This window comes from Pseudomonas sp. OV226 (genome assembly GCF_003148705.1).
In the GTDB taxonomy this organism is placed as follows: Bacteria; Pseudomonadota; Gammaproteobacteria; order Pseudomonadales; family Pseudomonadaceae; genus Aquipseudomonas.
Window position 1 is genome coordinate 24,031 of record NZ_QGGS01000020.1, and the last position, 25,079, is coordinate 49,109.

A 25,079-nucleotide genomic window follows, 5' to 3' on the forward strand; every position below is an offset into this window, starting at 1 on the left:
GAAATGGAAGTAGCCGCTAAGTTGTCGGGCGCTCGAATCTCCGCCCAGAAAGCCCGCTTGGTCGCCGACCAGATCCGCGGGAAGAAGGTGGGCGAAGCGCTCAACTTGTTGGCTTTCAGCAGTAAGAAAGCCGCCGAGATCATGAAGAAAGTGCTGGAGTCGGCCGTAGCCAACGCCGAGCATAACGAAGGCGCAGACGTTGATGACCTTAAAGTCAGCACCGTTTTCGTCAACGAAGGGCGTTCGCTGAAGCGCATCATGCCGCGTGCCAAAGGCCGTGCTGATCGCATCGTCAAGCGGTCTTGCCATATCACTGTCAAGGTTGCTGACAAGTAACGGAGTCGAAGAGATGGGTCAGAAAGTACATCCCATTGGCATTCGCCTGGGAATCGTCAAGGAGCACACCTCCGTCTGGTACGCAGACGGTCGGACTTATGCGGACTATTTGTTCGCTGATCTGAAGGTGCGTGAGTATCTCCAAGACAAACTAAAAAGCGCGTCCGTAAGCCGTATCGATATCCATCGTCCGGCTCAGACTGCACGTATCACCATCCACACCGCTCGTCCAGGTATTGTTATCGGGAAGAAAGGTGAAGATGTTGAGAAACTGCGTCAGGACCTGACCAAGCAAATGGGTGTGCCTGTGCACATCAATATCGAAGAGATCCGCAAGCCGGAGCTCGACGGTATGCTGGTTGCGCAGAGCGTAGCTCAGCAGCTGGAGCGTCGCGTAATGTTCCGTCGCGCTATGAAGCGCGCTGTTCAGAACGCCATGCGCATTGGTGCCAAAGGCATCAAAATCCAAGTGAGCGGTCGTCTCGGCGGTGCTGAAATCGCACGTACTGAATGGTATCGCGAAGGTCGTGTGCCACTGCACACCCTGCGTGCCGACATCGACTATGCCAACTACGAAGCTCACACCACTTACGGTGTGATCGGTGTAAAGGTTTGGATCTTCAAAGGCGAAGTAATTGGTGGTCGCCAAGAAGAACTGAAACCACAAGCACCAGCGCCTCGTAAAAAAGCTGCTAAGTAAGGGGTACGCCAAATGTTGCAACCAAAGCGTACGAAGTTCCGCAAGCAGATGACAGGCCACAACCGTGGTCTGGCTCAGCGCGGTAGCAAAGTCAGCTTCGGCGAATATGCGCTGAAGTCTGTAGCTCGTGGTCGTCTCACCGCTCGTCAGATTGAGTCAGCGCGTCGTGCTCTGACCCGTCACGTTAAACGTGGCGGCAAGATCTGGATCCGTGTATTCCCGGACAAGCCTATTTCCAAAAAGCCCCTCGAAGTTCGGATGGGTAAAGGTAAGGGTAGTGTGGAGTACTGGGTTGCCCAGATTCAGCCAGGCAAAGTCCTGTATGAAATCGAGGGTGTTTCTGAAGAGCTGGCGCGTGAGGCTTTTGCCCTGGCTGCTGCAAAGCTGCCGCTCGCCACCGCCTTTGTTAAACGGACGGTGATGTGATGAAAGCGAATGAACTTCGTGAAAAATCCGCACAGCAGCTGAACGAGCAACTGCTCGGCTTGCTGCGCGACCAGTTCAATCTGCGTATGCAGAAAGCAACTGGCCAGTTGGGGCAGTCTCATCTGCTCTCGCAAGTTAAGCGTGACATCGCTCGCGTGAAGACTGTGCTCAACCAGCAGGCAGGTAAGTAATCATGGCTGAAGCCGAAAAAACTGTCCGTACGCTGACTGGCCGTGTTGTCAGCGACAAGATGGACAAAACCATCACCGTACTGATCGAGCGTCGCGTTAAGCACCCGATCTACGGTAAATACGTTAAGCGTTCGACTAAGCTGCACGCGCACGACGAAACCAATCAGTGCCACATCGGCGACAAAGTCACTATTCGTGAAACTCGTCCTTTGGCCAAGACCAAGTCTTGGGCGCTGGTTGATGTTCTCGAACGCGCTGTGGAAGTCTAAGGACTAGGGGTCGGAGAAATTATATGATTCAGACTCAATCCATGCTCGATGTGGCCGATAACAGCGGCGCTCGCCGTGTTATGTGCATCAAGGTGCTGGGTGGCTCCCATCGTCGTTACGCTGGTATCGGTGACATCATCAAAGTTACCGTGAAGGAAGCAATTCCTCGCGGTAAAGTGAAAAAAGGCCAAGTGATGACTGCTGTTGTAGTCCGCACTCGTCACGGCGTACGTCGTGCTGATGGCTCCATTATCCGCTTTGATGGCAACGCTGCTGTTCTTCTGAACAACAAGCAAGAGCCGATCGGCACCCGTATCTTTGGGCCAGTGACCCGTGAACTTCGTACTGAGAAGTTCATGAAGATCGTCTCGCTCGCCCCAGAAGTGCTGTAAGGAGATCCGACATGCAAAAGATTCGTCGTGACGACGAGATCATCGTGATCGCCGGCAAAGACAAAGGTAAGCGCGGTAAGGTGCTTAAGGTTCTCGCTAATAACCGTCTGGTTATTGGCGGTCTGAACCTGGTTAAGCGTCATACCAAGCCTAACCCGATGTCGGGCGTACAAGGCGGTATCGTCGAAAAAGAAGCTCCACTGGACGCTTCTAACGTCGCCATTTTCAACGGCGAAACCAACAAGGCTGACCGCGTTGGTTTCAAAGTAGAAGACGGCAAGAAAATTCGTGTCTTCAAGTCGACCCAAAAAGCGGTTGATGCTTGAACACTGCTAGGTAGAAGACCATGGCACGACTAAAAGAGATTTACTGGAAGGAAATCGCACCGAAACTTAAGGAAGAACTTAAGCTTTCGAACGTGATGGAAGTTCCACGCGTTACAAAAATCACCCTGAACATGGGTCTGGGCGAAGCGGTCGGTGACAAAAAAGTCATCGAGCACGCTGTTGCCGACCTGGAAAAGATCACCGGCCAGAAAGTCGTTGTGACCTACGCTCGGAAATCCATCGCTGGCTTTAAAGTCCGTGAAGGTTGGCCGATCGGCGTCAAAGTGACCCTGCGCCGTGAGCGTATGTACGAGTTCCTGGATCGTCTGCTGTCGATCTCCCTGCCTCGGGTTCGCGACTTCCGCGGCCTGAATGCCAAGTCCTTCGATGGTCGTGGTAACTACAGCATGGGCGTTAAAGAGCAGATCATCTTCCCGGAAATCGACTACGACAAGATCGATGCTCTCCGCGGTCTGGACATTACCCTGACCACCACTGCCAAGAACGATGATGAAGGTCGCGCCCTGTTGCGTGCTTTCAAATTCCCGTTCCGCAACTGATTGGAGTAGGAAAATGGCCAAGATGAGCATGAAAAACCGCGAGCTGAAGCGTCAGCTCACGGTTGCCAAGTACGCCAAAAAGCGTGCAGCACTGAAAGCTATCATCGTTGATCTGAACGCAAGTCCAGAAGCACGCTGGGAAGCTACAGTAGCTCTGCAGAAGCAGCCACGTGACGCAAGCGCCTCGCGCATGCGTAACCGCTGCCGCCTGACCGGTCGTCCACACGGCGTTTACCGCAAGTTCGGCCTCGGCCGTAACAAACTGCGTGAAGCTGCAATGCGTGGTGACGTACCTGGTCTGGTTAAAGCCAGCTGGTAAGCACTATCAAAGTCTCGGTGTTCGGGTTCGCAAGATCCTGACCGCCGGTGACCTTGAACTTGAATCAAGCCCCTTTTGGGGCTTGATTCATTTGTGGGGTGTGTCTAGAATACCCGGCTCGCCTGAGCCCGTGCTTTTTCCGCATGGATGAGCTCGGCGACACGTAGTAGCCGCAAGGCTAATTTTTTTGTATTAGGAGCGTCTAGCCCATGAGTATGCAGGACCCGTTAGCGGACATGCTAACTCGAATCCGTAATGCCCAGATGGCTGAAAAGTCCGTCGTAAGCATGCCATCTTCTACTTTGAAGGTAGCTGTTGCCAAAGTCCTGAAGGACGAAGGTTACATTGCGGGTTATCAGATCAGCAGCGAAATCAAACCACTGCTGTCCATCGAGCTGAAGTACTTCGAAGGCCGTCCGGTCATCGAGGAAGTGAAGCGCGTTAGCCGTCCAGGCCTGCGTCAGTACAAGTCCGTCGATGATCTGCCAAAAGTTCGTGGCGGTCTCGGTGTGTCTATCGTCTCCACCAACAAAGGTGTGATGACGGATCGTGCTGCGCGCGCTGCCGGTGTCGGCGGCGAAGTTCTTTGCACTGTGTTCTAAGGGGGGATAAGCATGTCACGCGTCGCTAAGAACCCCGTTAAGCTGCCAGCCGGTGTCGAAGTCAAATTCGCAGGCCAACAGCTTTCGGTGAAGGGTGCCAAGGGCACTCTCGAACTGAACATCCATTCGTCCGTTGAGATCGTTGAAGAAGCTGGTGAGCTGCGTTTCGCTGCTCGCAATGGCGATCAACAAACTCGCGCAATGGCTGGTACCACTCGTGCGTTGGTAAACAACATGGTCCAAGGCGTAAGCCAAGGCTTCGAGCGCAAGCTCCAGCTGGTCGGTGTTGGTTACAAAGCGCAAGCAAAAGGCACAGTGCTGAACCTGGCTCTTGGCTTCTCGCACCCAGTGGATTATGAACTGCCGGAAGGCATCACCGCTGAGACTCCTAGCCAGACCGATATCCTGATCAAGGGCATCGATAAGCAGCTGGTAGGTCAAGTGGCCGCCGAGATCCGCGACTTCCGTCCACCAGAGCCGTACAAAGGCAAAGGTGTGCGCTACGCGGACGAAGTCGTCCGTCGTAAAGAAGCCAAGAAGAAGTAGGGCATAGCAAATGACCGACAAAAAAGTTACTCGACTGCGTCGCGCTCGCAAAGCACGCCTGAAAATGCACGAACTCGAAGTCGTGCGTCTCTGCGTGTTCCGCTCGTCGCAGCACATCTACGCCCAGGTCATTTCGGCCGACGGCAACAAAGTCCTGGCATCTGCCTCGACTTTGGATAAAGAACTGCGTGATGGCGCCACTGGCAACATCGACGCGGCCACTAAGGTTGGCCAGCTGGTCGCTACGCGTGCTAAAGCCGCTGGCGTCTCGCAGGTGGCTTTCGACCGCTCTGGCTTCAAGTACCACGGTCGCGTCAAGGCGCTGGCTGATGCTGCTCGTGAAGCTGGGCTGGAGTTCTAAGTTATGTCAAATAACGACCAAAAGCGCGACGAAGGCTACATCGAGAAGCTGGTTCAAGTTAACCGCGTAGCCAAAACCGTTAAAGGCGGCCGTATCTTCACTTTCACCGCGTTGACCGTGGTTGGTGATGGTAAAGGGCGTGTTGGCTTCGGCCGTGGCAAGTCGCGTGAAGTGCCTGCTGCGATCCAGAAGGCAATGGAAGCTGCTCGCCGCAACATGATCCAAGTTGATCTGAACGGCACCACTCTGCAGTACGCAATGAAGTCCGGTCACGGCGCTTCGAAGGTGTACATGCAGCCTGCTTCTGAAGGTACCGGTATCATCGCTGGCGGCGCTATGCGTGCTGTCCTCGAAGTTGCTGGCGTTCAGAACGTTCTGGCCAAGTGCTACGGCTCGACTAACCCGGTAAACGTGGTTCACGCCACTTTCAAAGGTTTGAAAGCTATGCAGTCTCCTGAATCCATTGCCGCCAAGCGTGGCAAAAGCGTCAAGGAGATCTTCTGATCATGGCTACCGTTAAAGTTACGCTGATCAAAAGCATGACCGGCCGTATCCCTAACCACAAACTGTGCGTTAAGGGTCTTGGTCTGCGTCGCATCGGTCACACTGTAGAAGTCCAGGATACTCCCGAGAATCGCGGGATGATCAACAAGGCTTACTACATGCTGCGTGTCGAGGGTTAATCGATGAAACTCAATGATCTGAGTCCAGCGCCGGGTTCCCGTCGCGAAAAGCATCGTCCGGGCCGTGGTATCGGTAGTGGTTTGGGCAAGACCGGTGGCCGTGGCCACAAAGGTCAGTCCTCCCGCTCCGGTGGCACCATTGCTCCAGGCTTTGAAGGCGGTCAACAGCCGCTGCATCGTCGCCTGCCGAAGTTCGGTTTCGTTTCCCTGAAAGCCATGGATCGCGCAGAAGTGCGTTTGTCCGAGCTGGCTAAAGTGGAAGGCGACATCGTCACCGTGCAGTCCCTGAAAGATGCCAACGTGATCAACGTCAACGTACAGCGTGTGAAAATCATGCTGTCCGGCGAAGTTACTCGCGCTGTCACCATCGGAAAGGGAATCGGCGCCACCAAAGGTGCGCGTGCGGCTATCGAAGCAGCTGGCGGCAAGTTCGAGGAATAAATGGCTAAGCAAGGTGCTCTCTCTGCGCTCGGCAAAGGCGGTATGTCTGAACTCTGGGCTCGTCTGCGTTTTCTGTTCCTGGCGATTATCGTCTACCGAATAGGCGCACACATCCCGGTTCCAGGTATCAACCCGGACCGACTCGCGGACCTGTTTCGACAGAATGAGGGGACCATTCTTAGCTTGTTCAACATGTTTTCCGGCGGCGCGCTGGAACGGATGAGCATCTTTGCACTGGGGATCATGCCGTACATTTCGGCATCGATCATCATGCAGCTGATGACCGCCGTCAGCCCGCAGCTGGAGCAGTTGAAGAAGGAAGGTGAAGCTGGCCGTCGCAAGATCAGCCAGTACACCCGCTACGGCACTGTCGTCCTCGCTCTCGTTCAGGCAATTGGCATGTCCATTGGTCTGGCAGGGCAGGGCGTTGCGTTCACTGGTGACTTTGGCTTCCATTTCGTCGCGGTATCCACTTTTGTGGCTGGTGCGATGTTCATGATGTGGCTGGGTGAGCAGATTACTGAGCGTGGTGTTGGCAACGGTATCTCGATGTTGATTTTTTCGGGTATCGTCGCCGGTCTTCCGAGAGCGATCGGGCAGTCTTTCGAGTCTGCACGTCAGGGCGATATCAACATCTTCGCCTTGGTTGCCATCGGTTTGCTGGCAGTAGCGATTATCGGTTTCGTGGTGTTCATTGAGCGTGGTCAGCGTCGTATTGCTGTTCACTACGCCAAGCGTCAGCAGGGCCGTAAGGTCTTTGCTGCGCAGACTAGCCACTTGCCGCTGAAGGTGAACATGGCCGGTGTTATTCCGGCCATTTTCGCGAGCAGCATTTTGCTGTTCCCGGCTTCGTTGGGTGCCTGGTTCGGTCAGTCTGAAGGTATGGGCTGGTTGCAGGACATCTCGCAGTCGATCGCTCCTGGTCAGCCGTTGAATATTCTGCTGTTTAGTGCAGGGATTATTTTCTTCTGCTTCTTCTATACGGCGTTGATGTTCAATCCGAAAGACGTAGCGGAAAACCTGAAGAAGTCCGGTGCCTTTATTCCGGGCATCCGTCCAGGTGAGCAGTCTGCGCGCTACATTGATGGCGTTCTGACTCGCTTGACCATGTTCGGTGCTCTTTACATGACGGCCGTGTGCCTGTTGCCCCAGTTCCTGGTGGTTGCAGCAAACGTACCGTTCTACCTTGGCGGGACCTCGTTGCTGATCGTCGTCGTGGTTGTGATGGACTTCATGTCCCAAGTACAATCGCACCTCGTTTCGCACCAGTACGAATCCCTGATGAAGAAAGCCAACCTGAAGGGTTACGGCAGCGGCATGTTGCGCTGAGTACCCATAAGGTTCGAGGAGTTGGTGATGAAAGTTCGTGCATCGGTGAAAAAGCTGTGCCGTAACTGCAAGATTATTCGCCGCGAAGGTGTTGTTCGAGTAATTTGCAGCGCGGAACCGCGTCACAAACAGCGCCAAGGCTGAGTGTGATTGTGCTTCAAGCCCGGTAGCTAGTGCGCTACCGGGTTGATTATTTGTTATTACAGCGATATTATCTCGCGCCCTATTTCTTGGCTTCCGGGGCGTAGGTAGCTGTCAATTGGAGTCCCACTGAATGGCCCGTATTGCAGGCGTTAACATTCCAGATAACAAGCATACTGTTATCTCGCTGACCTACATCTATGGTGTTGGTCGCACTACTGCACAGAAGATCTGTGCAGTGACTGGGGTAAACCCAGCCGCAAAGATCAAAGATCTGAGCGACGAGCAGATTGAACAGCTGCGTGGCGAAGTGGCGAAGTTCACCACTGAAGGTGACCTGCGTCGCGAAATCAACATGAAAATCAAGCGTTTGATGGACCTCGGTTGCTATCGCGGTCTGCGTCATCGTCGTGGTCTTCCAGTACGCGGTCAGCGTACCAAGACTAACGCGCGTACCCGTAAAGGTCCGCGTAAGCCGATCCGCAAGTAATCGCCCCAGCGAATCGACAGGAAATTAATCATGGCTAAACCTGCTGCTCGTCCTCGTAAAAAAGTTAAAAAGACAGTGGTTGATGGCATCGCCCACATCCATGCATCTTTTAACAACACAATCGTGACCATCACCGACCGTCAAGGCAACGCTCTTTCCTGGGCTACCTCCGGTGGTTCGGGTTTCCGCGGTTCCCGCAAGTCCACCCCGTTTGCTGCTCAAGTAGCTGCTGAACGTGCTGGCCAAGCTGCGCTGGAATACGGTCTGAAAAACCTCGACGTTAACGTCAAAGGTCCAGGCCCAGGTCGTGAATCCGCAGTCCGCGCTTTGAACGGCTGTGGCTACAAGATCGCCAGCATCACCGACGTGACGCCAATCCCGCACAACGGGTGCCGTCCGCCGAAGAAGCGCCGCGTGTAATCCAGGAGATTGTAAAGAATGGCTCGTTACATTGGTCCAAAATGCAAACTCGCTCGTCGCGAAGGCACCGATCTCTTTCTGAAGAGCGGCGTGCGCGCGATCGAATCGAAGTGCAACATTGAAGCAGCACCTGGTATCCACGGCCAACGCCGCGGTCGCCAGTCCGATTACGGCACCCAACTGCGTGAAAAGCAGAAGGTCCGTCGTATCTACGGCGTTCTCGAGCGTCAATTCAGCGGCTACTATAAAGAAGCTGCTGGCAAGAAAGGTGCAACCGGTGAAAACCTGCTGCAACTGCTCGAATGCCGTTTGGACAACGTTGTATACCGTATGGGTTTTGGCTCTACTCGTGCCGAATCCCGTCAGCTGGTATCGCACAAATCCGTCAGCGTTAACGGTCAGACCGTAAACGTACCGTCTTACCAGGTTCGTGCTGGTGACGTGGTCGCGATTCGCGAGAAAGCAAAGAACCAACTTCGCATTGTCCAAGCTCTCGATCTGTGTGCCCAACGTGGCCGCGTAGAATGGGTAGAAGTAGACACTGAGAAGAAGTCGGGCGTTTTCAAGAACGTTCCAGCTCGCAGTGATCTGTCCGCCGACATCAACGAAAGCCTGATTGTCGAGCTCTACTCCAAGTAAGGGCTAGAAAATAGGTGCATCCATGCAGATTTCGGTAAATGAGTTCCTGACACCCCGCCACATTGATGTGCAGGTTGTCAGTCCAACCCGCGCCAAGATCACTCTCGAGCCTCTCGAGCGTGGTTTCGGCCACACCCTGGGCAACGCGCTGCGCCGCATCCTGTTGTCCTCAATGCCCGGCTGTGCAGTAGTCGAGGCCGAGATTGACGGTGTACTCCATGAGTACAGCGCCATCGAAGGCGTACAGGAAGACGTAATTGAAATCCTGTTGAACCTTAAAGGTCTGGCTATCAAGCTGCACGGTCGTGACGAAGTTACGCTGACCTTGTCGAAGAAGGGTTCGGGGGTGGTTACCGCTGCCGATATTCAGCTGGATCATGATGTCGAGATCGTTAACCCCGATCACGTAATCGCTAACCTGGCGTCTAACGGCGCCCTGAACATGAAGCTCACCGTAGCTCGTGGTCGTGGTTATGAACCGGCAGACTCGCGTCAGAGCGATGAAGACGAAAGCCGCAGCATCGGTCGCTTGCAGCTTGACTCTTCGTTCAGCCCGGTTCGCCGTATCGCATACGTGGTGGAAAACGCCCGTGTCGAGCAGCGTACTAACCTGGACAAGCTGGTTATTGATCTGGAAACCAACGGTACTCTGGATCCTGAAGAGGCTATCCGCCGCGCTGCAACCATTCTGCAACAGCAGTTGGCTGCGTTCGTCGACCTCAAAGGTGACAGTGAGCCAGTGGTTGTTGAGCAGGAAGACGAGATCGATCCGATCCTGCTTCGCCCGGTTGACGATCTGGAACTGACTGTACGTTCGGCTAACTGCCTTAAGGCGGAAAACATCTACTACATCGGTGACCTGATTCAGCGTACCGAAGTAGAGCTGTTGAAGACTCCGAACCTTGGCAAGAAATCCTTGACTGAAATCAAGGACGTTCTGGCCTCCCGCGGTCTGTCCCTCGGCATGCGCCTCGACAACTGGCCGCCTGCAAGTCTTAAGAAGGACGACAAGGCGACTGCCTGATCGTCGTAATCACCGAACGTCGTGTTTGGTAAGGAATGAACCATGCGTCATCGTAAAAGTGGTCGTCACCTGAGCCGCACTAGCTCGCACCGCAAGGCCATGTTTCAAAACATGGCAGTGTCGCTGTTCGAGCACGAGCTGATCAAAACTACACTGCCGAAAGCTAAAGAACTGCGTCGCGTTGCTGAGCCGCTGATCACTTTGGCCAAGACAGACAGCCTGGCTAACCGCCGTCTGGCTTTCGACCGTACTCGTTCGAAAGCTATCGTTGGTAAGCTCTTCAACGACCTGGGCAAGCGTTACGCTACCCGTGAGGGTGGCTACCTGCGCATCCTCAAGTGCGGCTTCCGCGCTGGCGACAACGCGCCTATGGCGTACGTCGAGTTGGTTGATCGTGCTACTGCTGGCGAAGCTGTATCCGCCGAGTAAGACGTCAGTCTGAAACAAAGAACCGGGCCTAGTGCCCGGTTTTTTGTGTGCGGTCGAAAGTATCTTAGAAATTTTCTATCGATTACAAAATGTTAATGAATTTGTAGGTGTAACGTGGGTGAGCAATACTCCTTTTCAGCCGATTAGCCGGCAGTGAAAGACTGACAAAGGAAGAGATCGCATGAGCCAAAGTAAAACGCTTACCACCGCCAGTGGCGCTCCTGTCGCCGATAACCAGAATTCTCGCTCCGCCGGCCCTCGTGGCCCGCTGCTGCTCGACGATTTTCACCTGATCGAGAAGCTCGCCCATTTCAACCGTGAAAACATCCCTGAGCGTCGCGTGCACGCTAAAGGTTCGGGCGCCTACGGAACGTTCACCGTAACGCGTGATATCACCCAATACACCAGCGCTAAACTGTTCGAGTCCGTGGGCAAGCAAACCCCGACGTTCCTGCGGTTTTCCATTGTTGGTGGTGAGCGTGGTTCGGCCGACACTGAGCGCGATCCACGTGGCTTCGCCCTGAAGTTCTATACCGAGGAAGGCAACTGGGACATCGTCGGCAACAACACGCCCGTTTTCTTCATTCGCGATCCTTTGAAATTCCCCGACTTTATTCACACTCAAAAACGCTTGCCGCAAAGCAATCTGAAAAGTGCGCAGATGATGTGGGATTTCTGGTCGCACTCACCCGAGGCGTTGCACCAGGTCACGATCCTGTTCTCGGATCGCGGCATTCCTGACGGTTACCGTCACATGCATGGCTTCGGCAGTCACACCTACAGCCTGATCAACGCCAGCGGCGAGCGGCATTGGGTGAAGTGGCACTACAAGACTCAGCAAGGGATCAAGAACCTCGCTCCGGCAGATGCTGCACGCCTGGCGGGCACTGATCCGGATTACGCCCAGCGTGACCTGTTTGGTGCAATCGAGCGCGGAGACTTCCCCAAATGGCGTGTTTGCATCCAGATTATGTCTGAGGCTCAGGCAGCAGAGCATTACGAGAACCCGTTCGATGTGACCAAGACCTGGTCGCAGAAAGAGTTTCCACTGATTGAAGTAGGCGAATTGGAGCTCAATCGCAATCCGCAGAACTACTTTGCTGAGGTCGAGCAAGCGGCGTTTGGTCCGAGCAACATGGTGCCGGGTGTCGGTCTGTCGCCTGATCGCATGCTGCAAGGTCGCGTATTCGCCTACGCGGATGCTCACCGCTACCGTGTTGGCACCAATCACCAGCAACTGCCGGTGAATGCGCCTCGCAGTCCGGTGAACAGCTACCAGCGTGATGGTTCGATGGCGTTTGGCAGCAACGGCGGTGCAACGCCTAACTATGAGCCGAACAGCTATGTCGCTTCGCCGAAGCAAGCGCCTCATTATGCAGAGCCGCCGTTGGTGCTGAGCGGGGCGGCTGATCGCTACGATCACCGCGAAGATACCGACTACTACAGCCATGCCGGTGCGTTGTTCCGTTTAATGAGCGATGAGCAGAAAAGGCTGCTGGTCAGCAATATTGCCGGCGCAATGGCTGGGGTTTCCAGCGATGTGGTTGACCGTCAATTGCAGCATTTCTACAAAGCCGATCCTGCGTATGGAGAAGCAATCGCAAAGCTGCTCAACGTACAGCTTAACGAAGTCTAAATGAGAAGCAGAACCGCCCTCGATTGGGCGGTTTTTGCGTTATTTAAACCACTTTTCTCAGAATATCTTCGCTTTTATCGCGCAAACGGAGTGACCAATCAGTCGTCGTGGTTCAAACTACAGACTTTCAAGCAGGGAGATGTAGGGCGATGCAAGGCCACCCAGACGTAATCGATTACCTCAACACGTTGCTGACTGGCGAACTGGCGGCACGTGATCAATATTTCGTCCATTCGCGGATGTATGAGGACTGGGGTTTCACCAAGCTCTACGAACGTATCAATCACGAGATGGAGGAAGAGGCGGGGCATGCGGATTCCCTGATGCGCCGTATCCTGATGCTCGAAGGCACGCCGCGCATGCGTCCCGACGACCTTGATGTCGGCACCACCGTGCCGGAGATGCTCGCCGCTGACCTGCGCCTGGAATACAAAGTCCGCGCCGCACTCTGCAAGGGCATCAAGCTCTGCGAGCAGCACAAGGACTATGTCAGCCGCGAGATGCTGCGGATCCAGTTACATGACACCGAAGAAGATCACACCTACTGGCTTGAAAAGCAGATGGGTCTGATCAAGTTGATCGGTCTCGAGAACTACCTGCAATCCCACGCCTGATTGCACCGATATAAAAAAGCCCCTGTCACTGAGTCAGTGACAGGGGCTTTTTTTCGAGCCGGATTCAGGCTCGATCACGCTCCAGCAGCGGTTTGAGGTAGAAGCCGGTATGCGACTGCTTCATCTCGGAGACTTCTTCCGGCGTACCGACGGCAATGATCTGCCCGCCCTTGGAACCGCCCTCCGGGCCCAGGTCCACCAGCCAGTCAGCGGTCTTGATCACGTCGAGGTTATGCTCGATTACCACCACGGTGTTGCCGTGGTCGCGAAGGCGGTGCAGCACATCCAGCAATTGCTGAATGTCCGCGAAGTGCAGACCGGTCGTAGGCTCATCGAGGATATACAGCGTCTTGCCGGTATCGCGCTTGGACAGTTCACGGGACAGTTTCACCCGTTGCGCTTCACCGCCGGACAGTGTGGTCGCCGATTGCCCCAGTTTGATGTACGACAAACCCACATCCATCAGCGTCTGAAGTTTGCGTGCCAGGGCTGGAACCGCATCGAAGAACACCCGGGCTTCCTCGATGGTCATCTCGAGGGTTTCGTGGATGCTCTTGCCCTTGTACTTGATCTCCAGTGTTTCACGGTTGTAGCGCTTGCTTTTGCAGACGTCGCACGGGACATAGATGTCTGGCAGGAAGTGCATTTCCACCTTGATCAAACCGTCGCCCTGGCAGGCCTCGCAACGCCCGCCTTTCACGTTGAAGGAGAAGCGTCCCGGGCCGTAACCCCGTGAACGCGACTCCGGCACGCCGGCAAACAGCTCACGAATCGGCGTGAACAGACCGGTGTAAGTCGCCGGGTTGGAGCGTGGTGTACGACCGATTGGGCTTTGGTCGATGTCGACGACCTTATCCAGATGCTCCAGGCCCTTGATGCTGTCGTGAGCGGCAGCTTCAAGCGTTGTTGCGCCGTTGAGCGCCGTTGCGCTCAACGGGAAGAGTGTGTTGTTGATCAGTGTCGATTTGCCAGAGCCCGATACACCGGTCACGCAGGTCAACAGGCCAATCGGAATTTCCAGGTCAACGTCGCGCAAGTTGTTACCGCGAGCGCCCTTGAGCGACAACGACAATTTCTTGTTACGCGGTGTGCGTTTGGCCGGAACAGCAATCTTCACCCGACCCGACAAGTACTTGCCAGTCAATGAATCCGGGTGAGCCATGACCTCGGCCGGTGTACCTTCGGCGACAATATGGCCACCGTGTACGCCAGCGCCCGGACCGATGTCCACCACGTAGTCGGCCAGGCGAATCGCATCTTCATCGTGCTCGACCACGATCACCGTGTTGCCGATGTCGCGCAGGTGCTTGAGCGTCCCGAGCAACCGATCGTTATCGCGTTGGTGCAGGCCAATCGACGGTTCATCGAGGATGTACAGAACCCCCACCAGGCCGGCACCAATCTGGCTGGCCAGGCGAATCCGCTGGGCCTCGCCGCCGGACAATGTGTCCGCACTGCGATCCAGCGAAAGATAGTCGAGGCCCACGTTCACCAGAAACTGCAGGCGTTCGCGGATTTCCTTGAGGATCTTGTCGGCAATTTCGCCGCGACGGCCTGTCAGCTTCAGAACCTCGAAATACTCGCAGGCATCCCCGATCGGCAGATTGGTCACTGCGGGCAGCGTCTTCTCGCCTACCCACACGTGCCGGGCTTCACGCCGCAGGCGCGTGCCCCGGCAGTCCGGGCACGACTGGGTGCTGAGGAATTTGGCCAGCTCTTCACGCACCGAAGCAGACTCGGTTTCGCGATAGCGGCGCTCAAGGTTCGGCACGATGCCTTCAAACGGATGAGAGCGTTTGACGATGTCGCCACGGTCGTTCAGGTATTTGAAGTCGACGTTTTGCGAGCCGCTACCATGCAGGATGAATTTCTGTTGGTCGGCCGGCAGTTCGTTGAATGGCACTTCCAGGCTGAATTTGTAGTGGGACGCCAACGACCCGAGCATCTGGAAGTAATAGACGTTGCGCCTGTCCCAGCCGCGAATCGCGCCTTCTGCCAGTGTCAGCTCGCCGTTCACCAATCGCTTGATGTCGAAAAACTGCTTCACACCCAGGCCGTCGCAGGTCGGGCAAGCGCCGGCCGGGTTGTTGAAGGAGAACAGCTTGGGTTCGAGCTCACTGATGGCGTGGCCGCAAATCGGGCAGGCGAAGCGCGCGGAGAAGATCATTTCTTCACCCGGTTCGTCGTCCATCGGCGCAACCAGCGCAATGCCGTCAGCCAGTTTCAGTGCGGTTTCGAACGATTCGGCCAGGCGCTGTTGCAGATCGGCGCGAACCTTGAAACGGTCGACCACGACATCGATCGAATGCTTCTTCTGTTTATCCAGCTTGGGCAATTCGTCCAGCTCGCAGAGCCGGCCATTGACCCGGGCCCGGACAAAACCCTGGGCGCGCAGTTCTTCGAAGACCGACAGATGCTCGCCTTTGCGCTCGCGGATGACCGGGGCCAGCAGCATCAGTTTGCTGCCCTCCGGTTGGGCGAGGACCAGGTCGACCATCTGGCTGACAGTTTGTGCTTCCAGTGGAATGTCGTGATCCGGGCAGCGCGGAATACCCACGCGCGCATACAGCAGACGCAGGTAGTCGTAGATTTCGGTGATGGTGCCGACCGTCGAGCGCGGGTTGTGCGAGGTCGACTTCTGTTCGATGGAAATGGCCGGCGACAAACCTTCGATGGTGTCGACGTCAGGCTTTTCCATCATCGACAAAAACTGCCGGGCATAGGCCGACAGCGATTCGACATAGCGACGCTGGCCTTCGGCGTACAGCGTGTCGAATGCCAGGGACGATTTGCCCGACCCGGACAGGCCGGTGATGACGATCAGCTTGTCCCGTGGCAGGGTCAGGTCGATGTTCTTCAGGTTGTGGGTCCGGGCCCCACGAATCAGGATCTTGTCCAAAAGTGGCCTCGCTTGGCGGGCGTCGAAAACGTAGGAGTATACGGCCAAATACTGGATGGATGCACACTATCAAACGAGTGGATGATTGTCTTAGATGAAGAGTCTGTCAGCAGAACGCGTCAAAGCGTCGCGATATACCCTGTCAATCGATGGGACTGGTAGAATCGCGGCCGGTTCACATGAGGTTTTTCCATGCACGATCCCCACAGCGAACGCATGAGTGGCAGTGAGACCCGCGCAGCAAGCGGTCTGGCCCTGGTGTTCGCCTTCCGTATGCTTGGCATGTTCATGGTGTTGCCGGTACTGGCGACCTATGGGATGGATCTGGCAGGTGCAACACCGGCCCTCATCGGGTTGGCGATTGGCGCTTACGGCCTGACCCAGGCGATCTTTCAGATTCCATTCGGCATCATTTCCGACCGCATTGGCCGCCGCCCGGTGATTTACCTGGGGCTGATCGTCTTCGCGCTCGGCAGTGTGCTGGCGGCCAATGCCGATTCGATCTGGGGCGTCATCGCCGGACGAGTCCTGCAGGGCGCGGGGGCGATTTCTGCCGCCGTCATGGCCTTGCTGTCAGACCTGACCCGCGAGCAGCATCGGACCAAAGCCATGGCCATGATCGGCATGACGATCGGTTTGTCGTTCGCGGTCGCCATGGTCGTAGGACCGTTGCTGACCCGTGCCTTCGGCCTGTCCGGATTGTTCCTCGCCACGGGTGGCATGGCGCTGTTCGGTATCGTGATCGTGATGTTCATGGTGCCAAAGTCCACCGGCCCGTTGCAGCACCGAGAGTCGGGTGTCGCGCGTCAGGCGCTGTTACCGACGCTCAAACATCCGGACCTGTTGCGCCTGGACCTGGGCATTTTTGTGTTGCACGCGATGTTGATGTCGAGCTTCGTCGCGTTGCCTTTGGCGCTGGTTGAAAAAGCCGGTTTGCCTAAAGAGCAGCACTGGTGGGTCTACCTGACAGCTCTGCTGATTTCTTTCTTCGCCATGATCCCGTTCATTATCTACGGCGAGAAGAAACGCAAAATGAAACGAGTTTTATTGGGCGCAGTGCTGACGCTGATGCTCACTGAGCTATTCTTCTGGCAGTTTGGCGATAGCCTGCGGGCTCTGGTGATCGGGACGGTGGTGTTTTTCACCGCGTTCAATCTGCTGGAAGCTTCGTTGCCATCGCTGATCAGCAAGGTTTCACCAGCAGGCGGCAAGGGCACGGCGATGGGGGTTTATTCCACCAGTCAGTTCCTCGGTTCGGCACTGGGCGGTATCCTCGGCGGCTGGATGTTTCAGCATGGCGGTTTGTCGGTTGTATTCCTGGGATGTGCCGGGCTGGCTGCACTTTGGTTGGCCTTTGCTGTTACCATGCGTGAACCTCCCTATGTGACGAGCCTGCGCTTGCCGTTGTCGCCCGAAGCGATTCGTGAAGCTGGCCTGATCGAGCGCCTGAAGGCCGTTACAGGGGTTACCGATGCAATTGTCGTTGCCGATGAAGCCGCCATTTACATCAAATTGGACACAGAATTATTGGATCGCAACACGCTTGAGCGTCTGGTGAACAACCCGGCCGCGACAGCGTGCGAAGCCTAGGAGAACGCAATGGCCCGTGGGGTTAACAAAGTCATATTGGTCGGTACTTGCGGCCAGGATCCTGAAGTTCGTTACCTGCCAAATGGCAACGCCGTGACCAACCTGAGTCTGGCGACCAGCGAACAATGGACCGACAAGCAAACCGGTCAGAAGGTCGAGAAGACCGAATGGCACCGTGTGTCGATGTTCGGCAAGGTTGCCGAAATCGCCGGCGAATACCTGCGTAAAGGTTCGCAGGTATACATCGAAGGCAAGCTGCAGACCCGCGAGTGGGAAAAAGACGGTATCAAGCGTTACACCACTGAAATCGTGGTCGACATGCAAGGCACCATGCAACTGCTGGGCGGCCGTCCACAACAGGGCGACCAACAAGGCGGTGGCAACAACTACCAGCAATCCGCTCCGGCCCCACGCCAACAGGCACCACGTCCGCAGCAGTCGGCGCCACAACAGTCGCGTCCGGCTCCACAGCAAGCCGCACCGCAACCGGCTCCGGATTTCGACAGCTTTGATGACGATATCCCGTTCTGATCCGTAGCTTTTTCAGAACCGTAAACAAAAAAAAGCGAAGCCATTGATCTGGCTTCGCTTTTTTGTGGGCGCTGTTAACGGGATAACGTGGTCACAACGGCCCGCGCCGAGTGCAGTTTCTTGTAGCTATCGATCAACCGCAGGTGCCTGTCGAGCCCCTCCAGTTTCATGCTGGTCGGCGTCAAGCCATGGAAACGCACGCTGCCGTCCACCGAGCCGATCGCTGCATCCGTGCGCTCGTTGCCAAACATCCGGCGGAAATTGGCCTCGTAGTCTTCCAGTTCCAGGTCTTCGTCCAGCTTCATTTCCAGCACCACATTGACGGCCTGGTAGAACAAGCCGCGCTCAACCGTGTTGTCGTTGTACTGCAGGAACATTTCCACTGCCTCTTTCGCCTCTTCGAATTGCTGCAAGGCGAGATAAATCAGCAGCTTCAACTCAAGAATCGTCAGTTGGCCCCACGCCGTGTTGTCGTCAAATTCGATGCCGATCAAGCTGGTGATGTCGGTGTAGTCGTCCAGCTCACTTTCCACCAGACGCTCAACCAGCGATAGCAGTTCTTCTTCGTCCAGACGATGCAGGTTGAGGATATCGGCGCGGAAGAACAGCGCTTTGTTGGTGTTATCCCAGATCAGATCGTCCGCGGGATAGATTTCCGAGTAGTCCGGCACCAGGATGCGGCACGCCTTGGCGCCGATGTGCTCGTAGACCGCCATGTACACTTGCTTGCCCATGCCTTCGAGAATGCCGAACAGGGTCGCGGCTTCCTCGGCATTCGAGTTTTCACCCTGGCCGGAAAAGTCCCACTCCACGAATTCGTAGTCTGATTTGGCACTGAAGAAGCGCCACGACACCACGCCGCTGGAATCGATGAAGTGCTCGACGAAGTTATTCGGCTCGGTCACCGCATGACCTTCAAACGTCGGCTGAGGCAGATCGTTGAGGCCTTCGAAGCTACGGCCCTGCAACAATTCGGTCAGGCTGCGCTCCAGTGCCACTTCCAGGCTTGGGTGCGCGCCGAACGAGGCGAACACACCGCCGGTGCGCGGGTTCATCAGCGTGACGCACATCACCGGGAATTCGCCGCCCAGGGACGCATCCTTCACCAGCACGGGGAACCCTTGCTCTTCCAGCGCCTGAATCCCGGCGAGAATCCCCGGGTACTTCGCCAACACATCGGCTGGCACATCCGGCAGGGCAAACTCACCTTCGATGATTTCGCGTTTGACCGCGCGTTCGAAGATCTCCGACAGGCACTGCACCTGGGCTTCGGCCAGCGTGTTGCCGGCGCTCATGCCATTGCTGAGGAACAGGTTTTCAATCAGGTTGGACGGGAAATACACCACCTCGCCGTCCGACTGACGCACGAATGGCAGCGAGCAAATGCCACGCTCTTCATTGCCCGAGTTGGTGTCGATCAGATGGGAACCACGCAGCTCGCCGTCCCGGTTGTAAATCTTCAGGCAGTGTTCGTCGAGAATTTCAGTCGGCAGCGCATCATTGCGACCAGGCTTGAACCAGCGTTCGTCCGGGTAATGCACAAACGGCGCGTTGGCGATGTCTTCGCCCCAGAACTGGTCGTTGTAGAAGAAGTTGCAGTTGAGTCGCTCGATAAACTCGCCCAGCGCCGACGCCAACGCGCCTTCTTTGGTCGTGCCCTTGCCATTGGTGAAACACATTGGCGAGTGCGCATCGCGGATGTGCAGCGACCACACGTTGGGAACGATATTGCGCCACGAAGCGATTTCAATCTTCATGCCCAGGTCAGCGAGGATGGCCGACATGTTGGCGATGGTCTGCTCCAGCGGCAGGTCCTTGCCGGCAATATAAGTGCTCGCCTCTGAGTTAGAAGCAGGCATCAGCAACGCCTGGGCATCGGCGTCGAGGTTTTCCACTTCTTCGATCACAAACTCAGGCCCGGCTTGCACCACTTTTTTCACGGTGCAACGGTCGATGGAGCGCAGGATGCCCTGGCGGTCCTTGTCGGAGATGTCTGCCGGCAACTCGACCTGAATCTTGAAAATCTGGTTGTAGCGGTTTTCCGGATCAACAATGTTGTTCTGCGACAGGCGGATGTTATCGGTGGGAATACTGCGAGTGTCGCAGTACAACTTCACGAAATAAGCCGCACACAACGCCGACGAAGCCAGAAAGTAATCGAACGGACCCGGTGCCGAGCCATCGCCCTTGTAGCGAATAGGCTGGTCGGCCACCACCGTGAAGTCATCGAACTTTGCTTCAAGCCGAAGGTTGTCGAGAAAGTTGACCTTGATTTCCATGGGGGATTACCAGAATAACGGGCTAGACGAATTGGCCGCCATTATCCGGCTTTTCGGGCGTAAGTCTTGTCGTTGTCTCGTCTTGACCTTGGTTTAGCCCTGTTTTCACCCGAACGCCCGATGCACGGCACCGGGGTTTCTTATGCACGACGTATTGCTCAGTCGAGTATCAGGTGCGGCAAAAACCGGCTCGAATCCTTGGTGATCAAACTGTTGTCTTCCCGCACGCCAATACCGGCGGCCTGATCGCCAATCACCCAAGAGCCAATCAGCGTATAGCTGTCGCCAAACTTCGGCAGCGGGGCGAACTCCTGGAGGATAAACGGCGCATCCGTGTAGGGCCCATCTTCTTTGACGATCAGGCCATCGGCCGTTTGCAGCTCGATGTTGGCGCCTTCACGGGAGAAGAACGGTTTACGCACCCAGCCCTTGGGCACCGCTTTGTTCGGATCCGTGTCCAGGTGAGCGGCGAGCAGGTTCGGGTGACCTTTGTTGAACTCCCACAGCAACGGCAGGATGCCCTTGTTGGAGATGATGGATTTCCACGCCGGCTCGAAAAACTGGGTGTCACTCTGGGCAATCGCGGCGCCGAAGGGCTCGTGGAAAATGAATTCCCAGGCATGCAGCTTGAACAAGTGCGGGATCCAGCGATCTTCGAGATCGACGAATCGTCCGTCGCTGGTGAGGCCGATGTCTTCGATATCGATGTGCCGGGATTCTATGCCGACCTTTTCCGCGACCAGTCGCAAATAGTCGGTGGTGCCCTTGTCTTCGACCGAGTGTTTCATCGAGGCGAAATAGAAGGGCTGTTTGAGCTGCAGTTGAGCAAAGGCCTGATGGAGTTTGGTGTCGATGCTATTGAACTGGTCGGCATGCTTGGGCAGCAAACCGCGTTCGATGCATTGCTCCAGCCAGCCCCATTGAAACGCCGCCGCCTCATATAAGCTGGTCGGCGTGTCGTAGTTGAGTTCCAGCAACTTGGCCGGCCCGGTGCCGTTGTAGGAGAAGTCCATGCGCCCATACAGGTGCGGGTGACCTTCAAGCCATGATGTGCGAATCATGTCGTAGAACGCCGACGGAATACTCAGGCGTTCCAGCAACTCCTCGCTCTGAACCACGCGGGCCACCAGGTCCATGCACATCTCATGGATCTCGGTGGTCGGGTCCTCCAGATCGTTTTCGATTTGCTTGAGCGTGAACTGGTAATACGCGCTCTCGTCCCAATAGGGTTCGCCATCGATGGTGTGAAACAGAAAGCCGAGACCTTCGGCGGTCTGTTTCCAGTCATGACGCTCTGCGCAATGGATCTTCTTCATGGCCCGGTTTCCTTAACTGCTCGACCCGCCGCCCCAGCCGCTGCGTGCGCTGGCCTTGCTGCCGAAACCGCCACGCGACGTCGACGAGGCAACGGAAGAAACCGGCTTGCTTGCCGATTTGCTGATGGTGTTGCTGTAGCTGCCGCTGCCGCTGCCGCCGTACTTCGCCTGGTTGGACCGGTTGAACGTCGAACCGTTGGCAATGCGCTGGTTGAGGGTTGAGGAGCCATAGTTGCCGCGATCATCGCGGTAGCGGTAGACCGGTTGGGAGTAATAGCTGTTGCGGTTGTTGCTCAGCATGTTGCCGATCAACAGCCCGGTCAGCAGGCTGCTGGTGGAAAACCCCGAGCCGCCGGTGTTGGCTTCCGAGGCCGGCAGTTGTGCCTTGGCGGCGTCCACCTGGGATTGCGTCACCTGGCCATCAGCGGTCAGCTCGAAGCCGCCCAGCCTGGGGATGAACTTGCCGGTCGAGTCCTGCTGGCACCAGTCGGCGACAAAATCGGCATCGCAATCGGCCTGGTTGTCGTACACCGGGGCAATGCGACGATGCTCGGCCATGGCGCTCATGTAGGCATCGGAGCAGACGTCCACCGGGAGTTTTTCATCGGCGCATTGCTGGACGGACTGGAAGTTATACTTCTTCTGCACCGCATAGGTTTTTTCCGTTGGCCCGCAACCGGATATCGCCATGGCGACCGATGCGGCCAGCGAGAGCTGAACGTACTTGCTTCGTTTCATCGAAATCTCCGCTGCGCGATCAGTTCTGGGAAGGGGTCATGCACGCGGCGTTGAGCATGCCGACGCTGATGGCCACTGCCGCCACATAAATGCCCGCGGCGATTTCACCTTTTTTGATGCGCTCCGAGGTGCCTTTGAGTACCAGGCTGGTCATCAAGAACGCCAGCAGTTGCACGAATGCGGCGATGACGGCCCAGACAACGAAGTCGAGCAGGCTGATCGAATAGGCAATCACATTGCTGGCCGGGATGGCGAAACCAATGATGGCACCACCGAGGGCGATGGCGGCCGCCACGTTGCCCGAGCGGATCAGTTCGAACTCTTTGTGCGGCGTGATGCGGGTGTAGATGAACTGGAACAGCGCGAACAACACAGCGGCGCCGAGGATGTATGAAACAAACCCGAGCACAGCCGCCGGGTTCAGAGAGATGGAGAGTGCTTCTAGCATGGACGTCTTCCTTGTTAAAAAGTGTTCAGGTCGGTGGTGTACAGCGAGACACCCAGCGACGTGCTCAAACTGATGGTGCCTTCAGCGTCTTCTTCGACGGAGAACAGCAGGAATTCCCGGCGATCGGTCAGGCCGGTTTCGCGGGCGTACAGCATTGAACGGTGCTCGATGCTGTAGGCGTCCTCCGGGTTTTTCAGCTGTTCGCTCAGCGCCACCAATTCGGTCTGGCCATTTTCGGTGCCCCATTCGCGGGTGTATTCGACGCCGTTGTGGGTGTAGGTCGGCAAGCCGATCAGGCTTTGCGGGCCGGCCAGTCGGCGCAATTCCGCCTCGCTGCTGATGGTGATGTAGCTGAGGTAGTTGAACAGGATCACCGACTCGACCTGCCCGGCGATATCGCCGGTGGTGTGCACCTGCAGCCAGTATTCTTCGTCGTTCATGTAGTAGCGCGAGAGCCAGGTCGACTGCCCGAGATCGATGGTGCCGTTGCTCCAGATCTGCTGGGAACCCGGAATCGTCACGGTGGTGTTGCCGTCGAGCAACAATTTCAGGCTGGTGTCGAACATCACGCCTTTGCCCAACCCCAGGCCCAGTGGGCCCGCTGCCGGCAGGGTTTCACTGGCGGTCCATTTCGAATCGGTATTCGCGTTCGGGGCCTCAAGCCCCATCAACTGTTTAAACCATCCCATGGGAGATCTCCTTGAGGCGAGTGGAGGCGATGTAGAAGAGTTCGCCGCCCTCAACGCGTGTCGCGTTGGGCGGGTTGATCGAAGGGTGTTGGGCGCCTATGGCGCGATAGCCGATGAGGGTGGCGTTATGGCGTTCTTTCATCTGCGCGTACAGGTCACCAAAGGTGGCCTCATACGTTTCGGGCAGTTTCATCAGGTATTGGGTCGCGCCTTCACCCACGCACAACAACTCATTGATGACCATGGACGAGCCCGGGTCCTGAGAGGCGCGCACCAGCATCTCGATGGCCATGCTTGAGGTGCATTCGAGGGTGGGGGCGTAGGCGCTGGCGAGTGCGGCGATTTCGCTTTCATTGAAATGCGCGACCACGTGCCCGATGGGGTTCAGTTGATTGACCGCCAGCACGGTGGCCAGGGTCAAATCGTCTGACGGGGTTCGCACCAGCACGCGCTCGGCACCCGGAACACCGGCGCGCAGTAATAACGCCGCCGAGGACAGGCTGTCACCTTTGATGAAGCTGGCCTTGCCCGGCATGGGGTTTTCTTCAAGGGTGCAATCGCAAATCACGATCAGGTTGTCGTTGGAGGTTTCGTCCTGCAACAACAATTCAATGACCCGTTCGCTGCACGCGCCTTCCCAGCCGATGAGAACCGTATGGCCGACCTTGCCGGTGAAATCTCCTTTGCCCTTCATGCCTTTTCTCCATGCATCGATAACACTGCTGGTGGTTTTGCCAATCGCCGCTGTCAGCAGCGCAATGCCGCCGAGCATGACCCAGGTCGCCACGAAAATCCGCCCGGCCGAGGTCTGCGGCGCGAGGTCGCCATAGCCGACGGTCAACGTGGTGGTGAGATAGAAGTAGGTAAACGTGGCGGGGGTGGTGAGCTGATGTTCGCCCAGCAACACCAGCCCCAGCCAGGCGGTGGTCAGGTGGATGCCCAACGCAATCACCAGGCCCGCCCAGCCGAAACGGTGGAACAGGGACGAGGCATACAGGCGTAATAAAAGGAATATCGACATTTCGTCCCTGACTCTGTGGGGCACGCGTTCCTGGCGAAGTCATCGCCTCGGTGTCGGTGTGCCCGAATGCGTTAACGGGCGGCATTAAACCTGCTGCGTGGCGCAGATAGAAGTACCTTGGCTGCAATAAAACCGGCGAATGCCCCGAACAGATGCCCTTCGAATGAAATGCCCCGACGAGGCAGGAAGCCAAAGACCAATCCGCCATACAACAAGGCAACGAGGCCTGCCGTCATAACGTTGCCCCAGCTCTTCTGGAACCAGGCGCGCGACAGAATGTACGCCCACAGCCCGAAAACCCAACCGCTGGCGCCAATGTGTACGCCGGTAAAACCGAACAGCCAGACCAGCGAGCCGCCCAGCAGAATAATGATGGCGCTGACGGCCATGAACCGATTGAGCCCATCGACGATCACCAGCGTACCCAGTACCAAAAAGGCAATCAGGTTGGCGCTCAGGTGCGAGAAGGACGCGTGCAAAAAAGGTGAAGTGACGATGCCCATCAGTCCATGCACGGTTCTGGGAACCAGGCCGAACGCCATAAGGCTGTAACCGGTGGCGAAATTGATCACTTGCAGCGCGACCATGACGATGGCCAGGCCGGCGATAATCTTGAAACCCTTCAGGGTGTCCATCGTTGCCCTCGACTCAAAAAAAGAAGGGCAATCAATGCCCTTCTTTTCGGGGTGTTGCC

34 protein-coding genes are annotated in these 25,079 nt (G+C 56.3%); 26 read left to right on the forward strand and 8 right to left on the reverse strand.

Annotated elements, in window-relative coordinates:
* Nucleotides 1–3 precede the first annotated feature (3 nt).
* The 24 genes from rplV (at nucleotide 4) to bfr (ending at nucleotide 12,874) form a co-directional block, all read left to right on the forward strand.
* Nucleotides 4–336 (forward strand): 50S ribosomal protein L22, encoded by a 333-nt coding sequence (gene rplV / locus C7534_RS24460; RefSeq protein WP_003103908.1) that lies wholly within the window; start codon nucleotides 4–6, stop codon nucleotides 334–336.
* Between the two features lie 13 nt (nucleotides 337–349).
* Nucleotides 350–1,036 carry a 30S ribosomal protein S3 gene (rpsC, locus tag C7534_RS24465; RefSeq protein WP_003176422.1) on the forward strand — a complete coding sequence of 229 codons (687 nt, stop codon included), beginning with the start codon at nucleotides 350–352 and terminating at the stop codon, nucleotides 1,034–1,036.
* A gap of 12 nt (nucleotides 1,037–1,048) precedes the next feature.
* Complete coding sequence (gene rplP / locus C7534_RS24470; RefSeq protein WP_007943783.1) at nucleotides 1,049–1,462, forward strand: 50S ribosomal protein L16; 414 nt, start codon at nucleotides 1,049–1,051, stop codon at nucleotides 1,460–1,462.
* A complete protein-coding gene (gene rpmC / locus C7534_RS24475; RefSeq protein ID WP_002555481.1) occupies nucleotides 1,462–1,653 on the forward strand; it encodes a 50S ribosomal protein L29 in 192 nt (63 codons plus the stop codon). The genes rplP and rpmC overlap by 1 nt, the downstream gene beginning before the upstream one ends.
* A 2-nt stretch (nucleotides 1,654–1,655) precedes the next feature.
* Nucleotides 1,656–1,922 (forward strand): 30S ribosomal protein S17, encoded by a 267-nt coding sequence (rpsQ, locus tag C7534_RS24480; RefSeq protein ID WP_003176419.1) that lies wholly within the window; start codon nucleotides 1,656–1,658, stop codon nucleotides 1,920–1,922.
* A gap of 23 nt (nucleotides 1,923–1,945) precedes the next feature.
* Entirely contained in the window at nucleotides 1,946–2,314 is a 369-nt protein-coding gene (gene rplN, locus C7534_RS24485; RefSeq protein WP_002555479.1) for a 50S ribosomal protein L14, read from the forward strand.
* Between the two features lie 11 nt (nucleotides 2,315–2,325).
* Complete coding sequence (gene rplX / locus C7534_RS24490) at nucleotides 2,326–2,640, forward strand: 50S ribosomal protein L24 (protein ID WP_003176416.1); 315 nt, start codon at nucleotides 2,326–2,328, stop codon at nucleotides 2,638–2,640.
* A 20-nt stretch (nucleotides 2,641–2,660) separates the two neighbouring features.
* A complete protein-coding gene (rplE, locus tag C7534_RS24495) occupies nucleotides 2,661–3,200 on the forward strand; it encodes a 50S ribosomal protein L5 (RefSeq protein WP_003176415.1) in 540 nt (179 codons plus the stop codon).
* 13 nt (nucleotides 3,201–3,213) lie between these two features.
* Nucleotides 3,214–3,519: a 30S ribosomal protein S14 gene (gene rpsN / locus C7534_RS24500; protein WP_003176414.1), complete on the forward strand. Its 306-nt coding sequence runs from the start codon at nucleotides 3,214–3,216 to the stop codon at nucleotides 3,517–3,519.
* 209 nt (nucleotides 3,520–3,728) lie between these two features.
* Nucleotides 3,729–4,121, forward strand: coding sequence for a 30S ribosomal protein S8 (rpsH, locus tag C7534_RS24505; RefSeq protein WP_003186040.1), 393 nt, complete (start codon nucleotides 3,729–3,731; stop codon nucleotides 4,119–4,121).
* 12 nt (nucleotides 4,122–4,133) lie between these two features.
* A complete protein-coding gene (gene rplF, locus C7534_RS24510) occupies nucleotides 4,134–4,667 on the forward strand; it encodes a 50S ribosomal protein L6 (RefSeq protein WP_003176412.1) in 534 nt (177 codons plus the stop codon).
* Nucleotides 4,668–4,677: 10 nt separating this feature from the next.
* On the forward strand, nucleotides 4,678–5,028 hold the full coding sequence (rplR, locus tag C7534_RS24515) for a 50S ribosomal protein L18 (protein ID WP_003186037.1): 351 nt from the start codon (nucleotides 4,678–4,680) through the stop codon (nucleotides 5,026–5,028).
* A gap of 3 nt (nucleotides 5,029–5,031) precedes the next feature.
* On the forward strand, nucleotides 5,032–5,532 hold the full coding sequence (gene rpsE, locus C7534_RS24520; RefSeq protein WP_007943782.1) for a 30S ribosomal protein S5: 501 nt from the start codon (nucleotides 5,032–5,034) through the stop codon (nucleotides 5,530–5,532).
* A gap of 2 nt (nucleotides 5,533–5,534) precedes the next feature.
* Nucleotides 5,535–5,711 carry a 50S ribosomal protein L30 gene (gene rpmD / locus C7534_RS24525; RefSeq protein ID WP_003176408.1) on the forward strand — a complete coding sequence of 59 codons (177 nt, stop codon included), beginning with the start codon at nucleotides 5,535–5,537 and terminating at the stop codon, nucleotides 5,709–5,711.
* Between the two features lie 3 nt (nucleotides 5,712–5,714).
* On the forward strand, nucleotides 5,715–6,152 hold the full coding sequence (rplO, locus tag C7534_RS24530; RefSeq protein WP_007896782.1) for a 50S ribosomal protein L15: 438 nt from the start codon (nucleotides 5,715–5,717) through the stop codon (nucleotides 6,150–6,152).
* Nucleotides 6,153–7,481, forward strand: a complete 1,329-nt coding sequence (gene secY, locus C7534_RS24535) for a preprotein translocase subunit SecY (RefSeq protein ID WP_003228718.1) — start codon at nucleotides 6,153–6,155, stop codon at nucleotides 7,479–7,481.
* A 27-nt stretch (nucleotides 7,482–7,508) separates the two neighbouring features.
* Nucleotides 7,509–7,625 (forward strand): 50S ribosomal protein L36, encoded by a 117-nt coding sequence (gene rpmJ, locus C7534_RS24540; protein ID WP_002555468.1) that lies wholly within the window; start codon nucleotides 7,509–7,511, stop codon nucleotides 7,623–7,625.
* A 130-nt stretch (nucleotides 7,626–7,755) separates the two neighbouring features.
* Nucleotides 7,756–8,112, forward strand: a complete 357-nt coding sequence (gene rpsM / locus C7534_RS24545; RefSeq protein ID WP_003186020.1) for a 30S ribosomal protein S13 — start codon at nucleotides 7,756–7,758, stop codon at nucleotides 8,110–8,112.
* Nucleotides 8,113–8,142: 30 nt separating this feature from the next.
* Complete coding sequence (gene rpsK, locus C7534_RS24550) at nucleotides 8,143–8,532, forward strand: 30S ribosomal protein S11 (protein WP_002555466.1); 390 nt, start codon at nucleotides 8,143–8,145, stop codon at nucleotides 8,530–8,532.
* Nucleotides 8,533–8,550: 18 nt separating this feature from the next.
* On the forward strand, nucleotides 8,551–9,171 hold the full coding sequence (rpsD, locus tag C7534_RS24555) for a 30S ribosomal protein S4 (protein WP_003210056.1): 621 nt from the start codon (nucleotides 8,551–8,553) through the stop codon (nucleotides 9,169–9,171).
* A gap of 22 nt (nucleotides 9,172–9,193) precedes the next feature.
* Nucleotides 9,194–10,195 (forward strand): DNA-directed RNA polymerase subunit alpha, encoded by a 1,002-nt coding sequence (locus tag C7534_RS24560; protein WP_003186012.1) that lies wholly within the window; start codon nucleotides 9,194–9,196, stop codon nucleotides 10,193–10,195.
* A gap of 42 nt (nucleotides 10,196–10,237) precedes the next feature.
* Entirely contained in the window at nucleotides 10,238–10,624 is a 387-nt protein-coding gene (rplQ, locus tag C7534_RS24565; RefSeq protein ID WP_003176402.1) for a 50S ribosomal protein L17, read from the forward strand.
* A gap of 181 nt (nucleotides 10,625–10,805) precedes the next feature.
* A complete protein-coding gene (locus C7534_RS24570; RefSeq protein WP_109787305.1) occupies nucleotides 10,806–12,260 on the forward strand; it encodes a catalase in 1,455 nt (484 codons plus the stop codon).
* Nucleotides 12,261–12,409: 149 nt separating this feature from the next.
* On the forward strand, nucleotides 12,410–12,874 hold the full coding sequence (bfr, locus tag C7534_RS24575; RefSeq protein ID WP_109787306.1) for a bacterioferritin: 465 nt from the start codon (nucleotides 12,410–12,412) through the stop codon (nucleotides 12,872–12,874).
* Between the two features lie 64 nt (nucleotides 12,875–12,938).
* Here the strand turns inward: bfr and uvrA are convergent, their stop codons facing one another.
* Nucleotides 12,939–15,773, reverse strand: a complete 2,835-nt coding sequence (gene uvrA, locus C7534_RS24580) for an excinuclease ABC subunit UvrA (protein ID WP_109787307.1) — start codon at nucleotides 15,771–15,773, stop codon at nucleotides 12,939–12,941.
* Between the two features lie 192 nt (nucleotides 15,774–15,965).
* On the opposite strand from uvrA, the gene C7534_RS24585 reads away from it, so the two are divergent.
* Entirely contained in the window at nucleotides 15,966–17,363 is a 1,398-nt protein-coding gene (locus C7534_RS24585; protein ID WP_109787308.1) for an MFS transporter, read from the forward strand.
* Between the two features lie 9 nt (nucleotides 17,364–17,372).
* A complete protein-coding gene (locus C7534_RS24590; protein WP_046028847.1) occupies nucleotides 17,373–17,894 on the forward strand; it encodes a single-stranded DNA-binding protein in 522 nt (173 codons plus the stop codon).
* 74 nt (nucleotides 17,895–17,968) lie between these two features.
* Here the strand turns inward: C7534_RS24590 and C7534_RS24595 are convergent, their stop codons facing one another.
* The 7 genes from C7534_RS24595 to C7534_RS24625 all read right to left on the reverse strand — a co-directional run bounded on the left by C7534_RS24595 (nucleotide 17,969) and on the right by C7534_RS24625 (nucleotide 25,020).
* Nucleotides 17,969–20,173, reverse strand: coding sequence for an OsmC domain/YcaO domain-containing protein (locus C7534_RS24595; protein ID WP_109787309.1), 2,205 nt, complete (start codon nucleotides 20,171–20,173; stop codon nucleotides 17,969–17,971).
* A gap of 158 nt (nucleotides 20,174–20,331) precedes the next feature.
* Nucleotides 20,332–21,489: a glutathionylspermidine synthase family protein gene (locus tag C7534_RS24600; RefSeq protein WP_109787310.1), complete on the reverse strand. Its 1,158-nt coding sequence runs from the start codon at nucleotides 21,487–21,489 to the stop codon at nucleotides 20,332–20,334.
* A gap of 12 nt (nucleotides 21,490–21,501) precedes the next feature.
* Nucleotides 21,502–22,227, reverse strand: a complete 726-nt coding sequence (locus C7534_RS24605; protein ID WP_109787311.1) for a DUF1190 domain-containing protein — start codon at nucleotides 22,225–22,227, stop codon at nucleotides 21,502–21,504.
* Nucleotides 22,228–22,246: 19 nt separating this feature from the next.
* Nucleotides 22,247–22,675: a DUF350 domain-containing protein gene (locus C7534_RS24610; protein WP_027924370.1), complete on the reverse strand. Its 429-nt coding sequence runs from the start codon at nucleotides 22,673–22,675 to the stop codon at nucleotides 22,247–22,249.
* Between the two features lie 14 nt (nucleotides 22,676–22,689).
* Nucleotides 22,690–23,364: a DUF2491 family protein gene (locus C7534_RS24615; protein ID WP_046028840.1), complete on the reverse strand. Its 675-nt coding sequence runs from the start codon at nucleotides 23,362–23,364 to the stop codon at nucleotides 22,690–22,692.
* Nucleotides 23,351–24,385: an ion channel gene (locus C7534_RS24620; protein ID WP_109787312.1), complete on the reverse strand. Its 1,035-nt coding sequence runs from the start codon at nucleotides 24,383–24,385 to the stop codon at nucleotides 23,351–23,353. The genes C7534_RS24615 and C7534_RS24620 overlap by 14 nt, the downstream gene beginning before the upstream one ends.
* A gap of 71 nt (nucleotides 24,386–24,456) precedes the next feature.
* Complete coding sequence (locus C7534_RS24625; RefSeq protein ID WP_109787313.1) at nucleotides 24,457–25,020, reverse strand: rhomboid family intramembrane serine protease; 564 nt, start codon at nucleotides 25,018–25,020, stop codon at nucleotides 24,457–24,459.
* Nucleotides 25,021–25,079 lie beyond the last annotated feature (59 nt).

What these genes read in the sequence shown, in the direction of transcription:
- C7534_RS24620 (WP_109787312.1), bottom strand. Translation starts at nt 24,385, where the DNA reads ATGTCGATATTCCTTTTATTACGCCTGTATGCCTCGTCCCTGTTCCAC.
- rplP (WP_007943783.1), top strand. Translation starts at nt 1,049, where the DNA reads ATGTTGCAACCAAAGCGTACGAAGTTCCGCAAGCAGATGACAGGCCAC.
- rpsN (WP_003176414.1), top strand. Translation starts at nt 3,214, where the DNA reads ATGGCCAAGATGAGCATGAAAAACCGCGAGCTGAAGCGTCAGCTCACG.
- rpsE (WP_007943782.1), top strand. Translation starts at nt 5,032, where the DNA reads ATGTCAAATAACGACCAAAAGCGCGACGAAGGCTACATCGAGAAGCTG.
- rpsC (WP_003176422.1), top strand. Translation starts at nt 350, where the DNA reads ATGGGTCAGAAAGTACATCCCATTGGCATTCGCCTGGGAATCGTCAAG.
- rpmD (WP_003176408.1), top strand. Translation starts at nt 5,535, where the DNA reads ATGGCTACCGTTAAAGTTACGCTGATCAAAAGCATGACCGGCCGTATC.
- C7534_RS24560 (WP_003186012.1), top strand. Translation starts at nt 9,194, where the DNA reads ATGCAGATTTCGGTAAATGAGTTCCTGACACCCCGCCACATTGATGTG.
- rpsH (WP_003186040.1), top strand. Translation starts at nt 3,729, where the DNA reads ATGAGTATGCAGGACCCGTTAGCGGACATGCTAACTCGAATCCGTAAT.
- C7534_RS24590 (WP_046028847.1), top strand. Translation starts at nt 17,373, where the DNA reads ATGGCCCGTGGGGTTAACAAAGTCATATTGGTCGGTACTTGCGGCCAG.
- rpsK (WP_002555466.1), top strand. Translation starts at nt 8,143, where the DNA reads ATGGCTAAACCTGCTGCTCGTCCTCGTAAAAAAGTTAAAAAGACAGTG.
- C7534_RS24610 (WP_027924370.1), bottom strand. Translation starts at nt 22,675, where the DNA reads ATGCTAGAAGCACTCTCCATCTCTCTGAACCCGGCGGCTGTGCTCGGG.
- rplE (WP_003176415.1), top strand. Translation starts at nt 2,661, where the DNA reads ATGGCACGACTAAAAGAGATTTACTGGAAGGAAATCGCACCGAAACTT.
- rplN (WP_002555479.1), top strand. Translation starts at nt 1,946, where the DNA reads ATGATTCAGACTCAATCCATGCTCGATGTGGCCGATAACAGCGGCGCT.
- rplQ (WP_003176402.1), top strand. Translation starts at nt 10,238, where the DNA reads ATGCGTCATCGTAAAAGTGGTCGTCACCTGAGCCGCACTAGCTCGCAC.
- rpmJ (WP_002555468.1), top strand. Translation starts at nt 7,509, where the DNA reads ATGAAAGTTCGTGCATCGGTGAAAAAGCTGTGCCGTAACTGCAAGATT.
- rpsQ (WP_003176419.1), top strand. Translation starts at nt 1,656, where the DNA reads ATGGCTGAAGCCGAAAAAACTGTCCGTACGCTGACTGGCCGTGTTGTC.
- C7534_RS24585 (WP_109787308.1), top strand. Translation starts at nt 15,966, where the DNA reads ATGCACGATCCCCACAGCGAACGCATGAGTGGCAGTGAGACCCGCGCA.
- rpsM (WP_003186020.1), top strand. Translation starts at nt 7,756, where the DNA reads ATGGCCCGTATTGCAGGCGTTAACATTCCAGATAACAAGCATACTGTT.
- rplO (WP_007896782.1), top strand. Translation starts at nt 5,715, where the DNA reads ATGAAACTCAATGATCTGAGTCCAGCGCCGGGTTCCCGTCGCGAAAAG.
- rplX (WP_003176416.1), top strand. Translation starts at nt 2,326, where the DNA reads ATGCAAAAGATTCGTCGTGACGACGAGATCATCGTGATCGCCGGCAAA.
- rplF (WP_003176412.1), top strand. Translation starts at nt 4,134, where the DNA reads ATGTCACGCGTCGCTAAGAACCCCGTTAAGCTGCCAGCCGGTGTCGAA.
- C7534_RS24615 (WP_046028840.1), bottom strand. Translation starts at nt 23,364, where the DNA reads ATGGGATGGTTTAAACAGTTGATGGGGCTTGAGGCCCCGAACGCGAAT.
- rplR (WP_003186037.1), top strand. Translation starts at nt 4,678, where the DNA reads ATGACCGACAAAAAAGTTACTCGACTGCGTCGCGCTCGCAAAGCACGC.
- C7534_RS24595 (WP_109787309.1), bottom strand. Translation starts at nt 20,173, where the DNA reads ATGGAAATCAAGGTCAACTTTCTCGACAACCTTCGGCTTGAAGCAAAG.
- rpmC (WP_002555481.1), top strand. Translation starts at nt 1,462, where the DNA reads ATGAAAGCGAATGAACTTCGTGAAAAATCCGCACAGCAGCTGAACGAG.
- C7534_RS24625 (WP_109787313.1), bottom strand. Translation starts at nt 25,020, where the DNA reads ATGGACACCCTGAAGGGTTTCAAGATTATCGCCGGCCTGGCCATCGTC.
- C7534_RS24600 (WP_109787310.1), bottom strand. Translation starts at nt 21,489, where the DNA reads ATGAAGAAGATCCATTGCGCAGAGCGTCATGACTGGAAACAGACCGCC.
- C7534_RS24570 (WP_109787305.1), top strand. Translation starts at nt 10,806, where the DNA reads ATGAGCCAAAGTAAAACGCTTACCACCGCCAGTGGCGCTCCTGTCGCC.
- secY (WP_003228718.1), top strand. Translation starts at nt 6,153, where the DNA reads ATGGCTAAGCAAGGTGCTCTCTCTGCGCTCGGCAAAGGCGGTATGTCT.
- C7534_RS24605 (WP_109787311.1), bottom strand. Translation starts at nt 22,227, where the DNA reads ATGAAACGAAGCAAGTACGTTCAGCTCTCGCTGGCCGCATCGGTCGCC.
- rpsD (WP_003210056.1), top strand. Translation starts at nt 8,551, where the DNA reads ATGGCTCGTTACATTGGTCCAAAATGCAAACTCGCTCGTCGCGAAGGC.
- bfr (WP_109787306.1), top strand. Translation starts at nt 12,410, where the DNA reads ATGCAAGGCCACCCAGACGTAATCGATTACCTCAACACGTTGCTGACT.
- rplV (WP_003103908.1), top strand. Translation starts at nt 4, where the DNA reads ATGGAAGTAGCCGCTAAGTTGTCGGGCGCTCGAATCTCCGCCCAGAAA.